The organism is Corallococcus sp. CA047B, assembly GCF_003612065.1.
Classification (GTDB): domain Bacteria; phylum Myxococcota; class Myxococcia; order Myxococcales; family Myxococcaceae; genus Corallococcus; species Corallococcus praedator.
Map to the genome: position 1 here is coordinate 1 of NZ_RAWD01000414.1, position 6962 is coordinate 6962.

Consider the following 6962-nt stretch of genomic DNA (forward strand, 5'->3'; position numbering starts at 1 on the left):
CCATGGCCCCCCTACCCCCGGCCCATCCGAAGGAGGACGCGTGGTTGTGGGGCTGGGACACCACGCCGGGCATCGTGTCGGTGTGGGCGGAGCCGGACGGGCGCGCCTTCGTGTGGAAGCGGCAGCCGGGCACCCACGTGAGGATCCGCGAGGACGCGCGCTACCGGCCCTGGCTGCTGCTCGCGTCGCTCCAGGACCTGGAGCACCTGGGCCCGGCGCTCCAGCCGGAGGGCGTGCCACCCGCACCGGGTCTGGTGACGTTCCGTGAGCTGGAAGGGCCCGGAGCGCTGCGCTACGTGGTGAGCGCGGACGACGGCCGGGCGCTGGGGGCCGCGGTGCTCCGGGGCGCGTCGTCGCGGCTGGGCCAGCGCGTGGGCCACCTGCGCGACCTGGGCCCCCACGCGGCGCTGGTGCTGCCACCGGAGGAGCAGTACCTGGTCGCCACCGGGCGCACGTACTTCCGCGACCTCGTCTTCGATGACCTCCGCCGGCTCCAGTTCGACCTGGAGACCACCGGGTTGGATCCCGCGACGGACCGCATCTTCCTCGTCGCGGTGAGGGATGCGGAGGGCCGCGCGGAGACGCTGGAGGTGACGGAGGACGGCGACGCGGGCGAGGCGGACCTCCTGCGCCGGCTGGTGGCGCGCATCCGGGAGGCGGATCCGGACGTGGTGGAGAACCACAACCTGCACGGCTTCGACCTGCCCTTCCTGGACCAACGCGCGAAGCGGCTCAACGTGCCGCTGGCGCTGGGCCGCGCGGGCCTGCCGGGGTTGCGCCACCGGCCCTCCGCCCGGGGCGCCGCGCTGGGACGCGGGCCCGGAGGCCGCGAGGCGGATGCCATGCGCCGCGCGCGCTACACCGTGCCCGGGCGAGAGTTCATCGACACGCTGGACGCCGTGCGCCGGCACGACTTCTCCGCCCGCGACCTGCCCGGCCACGGACTCAAGGCGGTGGCGCGGCACCTGGGGCTCGCGGGCCCCGAGCGCGAACTCATCCCCGGCGCGCGCGTGTACGAGGTGTTCCAGAAGGATCCGGAGCGGGTGCGCCGCTACGCACGCGACGACGTGAAGGAGGCGGCGGGGCTCGCGCACCTGCTGGGCGGCGCGGCCTTCGCGCTCGCGCGCATGGCGCCCCGGCGGTACGAGCGGCTGGCGGACGCGGGCCCGGCCACCGGCGTGTTGGATCCGCTGCTGGTGCGCGCCTACCTGCGCGAAGGCGCGGCGCTCCCGGCGCACGAGTCCGGCGACGGAACGTCCCACAGCGGCGCTGCGCTGCACCTGTTCGCCACCGGCGTCGCGCACCACGTGGTGAAGGCGGACGTGGCCAGCCTCTACCCGTCGCTGATGCGCCAGTACCGGATTGGACCGAAGCGCGACCGGCTCAACGTGCTGCTCGCGCTGGTGGACCGGCTGGTGGATCAGCGGCTGGACGCCAAGGCGAAGGCGAAGAAGGCGCTTCCCGGCTCACCGGAGCGCCACACGCACGAGGCGCTCTCCGCGGCGATGAAGATCGTCATCAACTCCGCCTACGGCTACCTGGGCGCGGTGGGCCTCACGCGCTTCTCCGACGTGCACGCCGCCAACGAGGTGACGCGGCACGGCCGCGAGGTGCTGGGCCTGATGTGCCGCGAGCTGGCGGGCCGGGGCGTGACGCTGCTGGAGGCGGACACGGACGGCGTCTACTTCGCGGTGCCGGAGTCGTGGACGGAGGCCGACGAGCGCCGGGTGGTGTCGGAGGTCGCGGCCCTGCTGCCGCCCCGCGTGCGCCTGGAGTTCGACGGGCGCTACGCCGCGATGCTGTCGCACGAGCCGAAGAACTACGCGCTGCAGCCCTACACCGGCCCGCTGCTCCTGCGCGGCGTGGCGTTCCGCTCCAGCCGCGCGGAGCCCTATGGCGAAGACTTCCTGCGCCGCGCCCTCCAGCACCTCCTCTCCGGCGACGTGCGCGCCGTGCGGGACACCTACGTGGACACGGTGATGGCGCTCAGGCGGCGCCACGTCCCCACCTTCGAGGTGACGGCCCAGGTGCGGCTGACGAAGTCGCCCGCGCAGTACCTGGCCACGCGCAAGCAGCGGCGCGAGCTGTCCTACGAAGCGCTGCTCACCAACGGCCGCGAACACTGGGCCCTGGGCGAGCGCGTGCGCATCTACCGCGCGACGGGCGGCCGCGCGGGCCTGCTGCTGGAACCGGACGCGGAGGAAGGCGAACCCGCGGCCCGCGTCGCGGTTGGCGCCCCGGCCGGCGACGACCCGCGCGACTACGACGTCGAGTACTACGTGCGGCTGCTCAAGGACACGTTCGCGGCCCGGCTCGCGCGCGGCCTCACCGCGGAGGACTTCGCCACGGTGTTCGCGGATCCCGACCAGCCCTCGCTCTTCACGCCGTCCCTGGCGGAGTCCCGGCCCGTGCTCACCGTGGTGCGCGAGCCCCGGGGCCCGGAGTTCGGCGAGGCCACCGCAAACCCAGACGGCGTTCCGTGAAGGTCGTTGGAACACCGCGTTTGTCAGCGTGACTGGAACCTTGGCGTGTCCCGGTTCATCCGGGAGTCGTGGGGAGGGCTCTGCTACACTGCGTCAACCGCAATGGCCTTCTCGTTGATGACCCGTCCCACGTCCCGTGCGCTGGTGGTTCCCGGCACGGTGGCGATGCTGCTCCTGCTTCCCTGGCTCATCTATTCGAGCGCCATCGTCCACCGCTACGGCCTGCGCGACGACTACTCCATCCTGCGGGAGGCGCGCGAGGAGCCGGGCAAGATCCTCCGCGTCTGCGCGTCGCAGGGCCGTCCGCTCTACGGCTGGATGCTGGAGGCGTCCGCGAAGGCGGCGGGCGGCATCGACGGGTTGATGGGGCTGCGGCTGCTGGGTGTCGGCGGGCTGGGCGTGCTCGCGGCGGCGGTCTTCCTGATGCTGCGCAAGGAAGGCTGGAAGACGGGCTCCGCGGGACTGCTCGCGGGATTTCTCACGCTGACGCCGTCCGCGCAGGTCATCGCGAACTGGAGCATCTGCTGGCCGCAGGCGGTGGCGCTGATGCTGGGGCTTGCGTCCTTCGCTTGCGCCCGCCGCGCCATCACCCAGCATGAGGAAGCGACCCCGCACGGGTGGCGCTGGACGCTGGCGGCGGTGGGGGCCATGGCCACCGCGACGCTCATCTACCAGGTGAGCGGGCTGTTCTACGCGGTGCTGCTGGCGGCGGCGCTGGTGGTGCGCCGCGACGCGTCCCTGAAGGACACCGCGCGCTGGATGGCGAAGCACCTGGTGGTGATGGGCGTGGGGCTGGTGCTCGCGTACGCCGTCACCCGGGTGACGTTCGCCACGGGCCTCTTCACGGCCTCGCCCCGGATGTCCTTCGAGAAGCACTGGGTGGACAAGACCGTCTGGGCGCTCACGCACGTGTTCCCCAACGCGCTCGCCCTGTCCGCGCTCAACGAGGCCCCCGGCGACATGGACGGCTACTGGGCCATGGTGGTGCTGACGCTGACGCTCTTGGGCGTGGGCGTGGTGGTGGAGGGCCGGCGTTCGGGACTCACCGGCGTGGGGCGGTGGCTGCTGGCGCTGGTGACGCTGTCGGCGGCGGCGTACTCGGTGAGCTTCCTCGCCGGGGAGCGCTGGCCCACCTACCGCACGCTCAACGCGCTGACCGGCGTGTGGGCCGTCTTCTTCGCCGCGTCCCTGGTGAACCTGGGCACCGTCTGGCCCCGGCATGGGCCGCGCATGGCCACGCTGCTGCTCAGCGTCTTCGTGGCCTTCAGCGCGTTCCTCGCGCACGTGCAGTCCCTGGAGCTGTTCGCCCTGCCCCAGGGGCGGGAGCTGGCGCTCATGGAGCAGGGCGCGAGCCTCGTCGTCCCGGCGCAGAAGCCGCGCGTCTTCGTCCTCACCGCGAAGCAGGCGGACTCCACCGCGCCCTTCCACTACCTGGACGAGTTCGGCTCCGTCTCCGTGGACGCGGAGTGGGTGGCCAAGGAGATGCTCAAGGCGCTCGTGAAGGAGCGCTTCCCCCGGGAGAAGGACGTCAGCGGCCTCTACCGCTTCGCCGCCGGTCCCGTGGCCCCCGAGCCGCGCAACTACGACATCCTCATCGACATGCGCCGGCAGCACGTGAGCGCCGTGCGCCCGGTCCTCCAGCTGCCCCGGTAGTCGCGCCTCGCGCAGTCTCTCCGGTTTGTCGGGCCCGGCACGGGAGCGTTCCGCGCGATGGAAGGACGTGCCCGTGCGCACGACCTCCCACCCGGTTTTCCGGGGAGATGTGCCGGGCAGGGGCCTGCTCGGGCGCTCTCGCGTCAGCGCGTGCAGGTTGGGCCCCACCCGGGGCGTGAATCCGGGTAATGACTTGGGAGGTGATGTCCTTCCTGCCCCCGCCCCTCCTTCCGCTTCCGCGAGCCACCCAGGCCGTCGCGTCCCGCACCGCGGAAGGACGCCCGGGTTCCGCCCCGGCAGAGGGGGCCATCGTCGATGCCGGGTGAGCGTCCGGTACGGCACGACTGGGTGTCCCTGGGCGCCGACTGGGCGGAGCACCTGCGCTCACCGCTGAACCCGGACGTGCTCCGGATGGTGACGGAGTGGCAGCAGCACGGCCGTCCCTTCACCGTCACCCGCCAGGACATGCCGGACCGGGACGACGAGCTGCGGTTGGGCCTCACCCTGCCCGACCGCCGTCACCTGGCGCTGCACGTGGCCCTGTCGGCCGTGGTGCACGTGCTGCCGCCGCCCACCGTGCACGAGGCCCGGTCCACCGCGCCCGCGACGTGGCAGGCCGCGCTGGAGGACGTCATCGCGCTGGGCACCGTGTTGGACCTCACGGTGCGCGTGTTCGGTTCGCTGGCGTGGCAGTTGCGCACGGGCGTGACGTTCCTGAGGCCGCTGTCGGACGTGGACCTGCTGTTCGCGCCCGCGCGCTGGTCCGACGTGGAGCGGTTGCTGTTCGGTCTGGAGGCGGTGTCGCGGCGGCACTCGGTGGTGCGTCTGGACGGCGAGGTGTTGCTGCCCGACGGCGGCGCGGTGGCCTGGCGCGAGCTGGCGCTGGAGCCGGAGATCATCTGGGTCACCGGCCCCCGGGGCGCCTGTCCCCGCACGCTCAAGGACCTGCGCGCGCTGTTCCCCGCCGAGCCCTGAGCAGCATCGCTAGTTCCGCGTCACCGCCACGTCGTCCACCTGGAGCCAGGTGTCACCCGCGTTCGCCCACGTCCCGGCGTACACCTCCACGGCGTGGTTCGGGCCGGAGTCGAACGTGACGCTCAGGAGCGTGTAGTTGCCCAGGGCCTGCGTGAGGTGCGCCTCGTTGAGGATGGGCCCGTTGTTGAGCCCCCGCGCGCCGAAGTAGCCGTCGTTCTGGTTGGCGGACGTCTTCACCCAGCCCGTCAGCGTGTAGCGCGTGTTCGGCGTCACCGCGACCTCCTGCTTGATGGCGTTCCACCCCGTGTCGTTGCGCACCCACGCGTTGTTCGCGCCCGTGCGAGCAAAGCCCAGCCCCCGGTCGATGCCCGCCTTGCCCAGCGTGGACCAGGGAGAGGTGGCCGTGCCGGAGGGCTGCTGTTCGAAGCCGCCCTGCGCCACGAGGTTCGCGCCCCGCGTGAGGCTCACGTCATCCAGTTGCGCCCAGGTGTCGCCCGCGTCCGCCCAGACGCCGCCGTACACCTCCACCACGGTGTTCGCGCCGGAGTTGAAGGTGACGGTGCGCTCCGTCCACGCCGCCAGCGCGCCGAAGGACGACTCCCCCAGGACGGGGCCATTGCCCGCCGCACGCGCACCGAAAGAGCCCCGGGTGTTGTTGGGCGAGGCGCGCAGCCAACCCTTCAGCGTGTAGTCCGTGTAGGGCTGCACGACGACGCTCTGCTTGAGCGCGTTCCAGCCGCTGCTGCCGCGCACGAAGCCGTTGTCCTGTCCCGTGCGCGCGTTGCCCAGCGCCCGGTCGATGCCGCCTCCGCCCGTGAGGTACCAGGGCGCCATCGTCGGCGTCGCGGCCTGCGTCTCGAAGCCGGGCTCGGACAGCAGGTTGTCGCCCTGCGTGTCGGCGGCGAGCGACGCGCGCAGCAGGAACGTGTTGTAGGGCGTCCACTGCGAGGAGATGAAGTACAGCTCCGTGGCGCTGTTGCCCCACGGGTGGATGAACGCGTTGTAGATGCCGGGGAAGGCCGCGCCGGTGGCCAGCAGCTTCTCACCGCTCCACGGCCCCGTCGGCGTGCCCGCGTCGCGCAGGACGACGGCCTGACGGTGCTCGTTGAGGTACGTCATCAGGAAGCGGCCCAGCGCCGCGTTGTAGGCGACGGACAACTCCCCCGCGATGCCGATGACCACGGGCCGCGCCGCCGCCTGGGATGTGGACCAGCCGTTGCCGTCCCAATAGCGGTACGCGGTGATGTCCAGCAACGCGCCCTCCGGAACGCGCGCCAGGTGCACGTTGCCGAAGCGACCGTTGGGCGTGGCGAACAGGTAGACGAACCCGCCGTTCTTCACCAGGGCCGCCATCTGGAAGGGGTTCGTCCAGGACGCGTTGTTCGGCCAGCGCGCGGACGGGTGCTTCACCCAGTTCTGCCCGTTGTCATCCGAGTACGCGATGCCGGCGTGGTTGGTGATCCACTGGCCCGGCTCCCCCCAGTGCCTCACGGACATGTAGTGGATGTAGTGCCGCGAGCCCACGGTGACGCCCGCGGTGGGGATGACGGTCATCTCGTCGTTGTCCACCTTGCGCGACGCGAGGATCTCCTTCGCGTGCCGCGTGCCGTCCTGCACCATCGTGGTGAAGGTGAGCCCGTTGGACAGCGCGGTGTCCGCCGAGCGCGCCAGCACGTTGCTGCGCCACCCGCCGCCACACCCGCCGTTGCCGCACCAGCCCGCGCCAAAGGTGTCCCCGAACAGGACGAACACCTCGCCGCCGCCCTTGTCCCAGACGATGCCCAGGTCCGTGCCGTACACCTCGTAGTTGGAGTGCGTCTGGTTCGGGTTGGGCAGCAGCTCCCCCGCGGG

At 72.1% G+C, this 6962-nt stretch carries 4 protein-coding genes; 3 read left to right on the forward strand and 1 reads right to left on the reverse strand.

Features of this window, described 5'->3' with window-relative positions; all coding sequences use genetic code 11:
• Positions 1 to 2 precede the first annotated feature (2 nt).
• From D7X74_RS37455 to mdcG, 3 genes are all read left to right on the forward strand, one after another.
• The gene (locus tag D7X74_RS37455; RefSeq protein WP_120537772.1) at positions 3 to 2483 is read left to right on the forward strand and encodes a ribonuclease H-like domain-containing protein; all 2481 of its coding nucleotides are present in this window, start codon (positions 3 to 5) and stop codon (positions 2481 to 2483) included.
• A 117-nt stretch (positions 2484 to 2600) separates the two neighbouring features.
• Positions 2601 to 4136, forward strand: coding sequence for a hypothetical protein (locus D7X74_RS37460; protein ID WP_233602424.1), 1536 nt, complete (start codon positions 2601 to 2603; stop codon positions 4134 to 4136).
• Between the two features lie 315 nt (positions 4137 to 4451).
• Positions 4452 to 5111, forward strand: coding sequence for a malonate decarboxylase holo-[acyl-carrier-protein] synthase (gene mdcG / locus D7X74_RS37465; RefSeq protein WP_120537774.1), 660 nt, complete (start codon positions 4452 to 4454; stop codon positions 5109 to 5111).
• A gap of 9 nt (positions 5112 to 5120) precedes the next feature.
• On the opposite strand, the gene D7X74_RS37470 is transcribed toward mdcG, so the two are convergent.
• Positions 5121 to 6962 (reverse strand): DUF4185 domain-containing protein (locus D7X74_RS37470; RefSeq protein WP_233602425.1); only part of this gene is annotated, 1842 nt, incomplete at its 5' end.